Raw genomic sequence first — 1014 nt, forward strand, 5'->3', positions numbered from 1 at the left:
ATAGAACATCCTAACCTTTATTTCCAAATCGTGTTGAGCTGATCGCCAAAGCGAGTGATGCCATAAAATAGTGCTTCAAAGTGATCCATCATTAATCCGAGATAGACGATCAATAACACACTCGCGATGGCACTTTTGATGGGCATCGCCAAGAAGAAAACATTGAGTTGCGGCGCAAAGCGGCTGATCAACGCAAGGCCAAATTCGGCTAAGAACATCGCGAGCACAAGTGGCGCCGACATTAATACACCAAGCCACATTAACTGTTGGAACTGATCATAGAAAAAGCTTACCCACGCGTCCGTGACCATCGGAAAAAAGCCGAGTATTGGCCAAGTGGTGTAGCTTTTAAACAGAGCGTAGATAAATGCAACAAAGCCACCTCCAGAGAAGAACAAGGTGATCAATGTTTGGGTGAGTAACACCGCCGTTGGGGTGGATTGAGAACCCAGCGTTGGGTTGAACATGCTTGCCATCGCCGCGCCGCGTTGGTTATCCACCAAAAAGCCAGTGGCTTCAATCGCCCAAAAAGGAATGGCTGCGACAAAGCCAATCAGCATACCCAGCAAGACTTCTTTACCTAGAATCACTATCAACCAAAGGCCGTCAGTTTCGGCGGGCAATGCTTGCTCGTTTACGCCGGGAAAAATAAACAACGCAAGTGAGCAAAGTACGCCGTTACGGATCATTGCGCCGCCAAGCATCTGTTTACTCAAAATAGGCAGAAAGATAAAGCACGCCATGAGCCTAGGCAGCGTCAAGCTATAAAGAAACAAAGCTTGGTGTAAATCGTCGTAACTCATCGTATTTGTGGAATTTTATCCAGAGCGAGTGAGGCAAAAGCGTGCAGTTCTGCACCTAGCCACTGCGTTGTGATGAACAGGGTGATGATCACGGCAATGAGCTTCACGACAAACCCTAACGTTTGCTCTTGTACCTGAGTCAGTGCTTGGATCAGCGACACTAAGGTGCCGACTAATGCTGCGACCAAAATTGGTGGTAGCGACAAGAACA

At 47.7% G+C, this 1014-nt stretch carries 2 protein-coding genes; both read right to left on the reverse strand.

Annotation, left to right across the window (positions count from 1 at the left end; translation table 11 throughout):
- Positions 1–17: 17 nt before the first annotated feature.
- Positions 18–803 carry a SctT family type III secretion system export apparatus subunit VscT gene (gene vscT / locus R7O12_RS27125; RefSeq protein WP_269665963.1) on the reverse strand — a complete coding sequence of 262 codons (786 nt, stop codon included), beginning with the start codon at positions 801–803 and terminating at the stop codon, positions 18–20.
- Positions 800–1014: SctS family type III secretion system export apparatus subunit VscS (vscS, locus tag R7O12_RS27130; protein ID WP_318127153.1), on the reverse strand; the 215-nt coding region annotated here is incomplete at its 5' end. The genes vscS and vscT, both read right to left, overlap by 4 nt.

This window comes from Vibrio sp. Vb1574 (assembly GCF_033338675.1).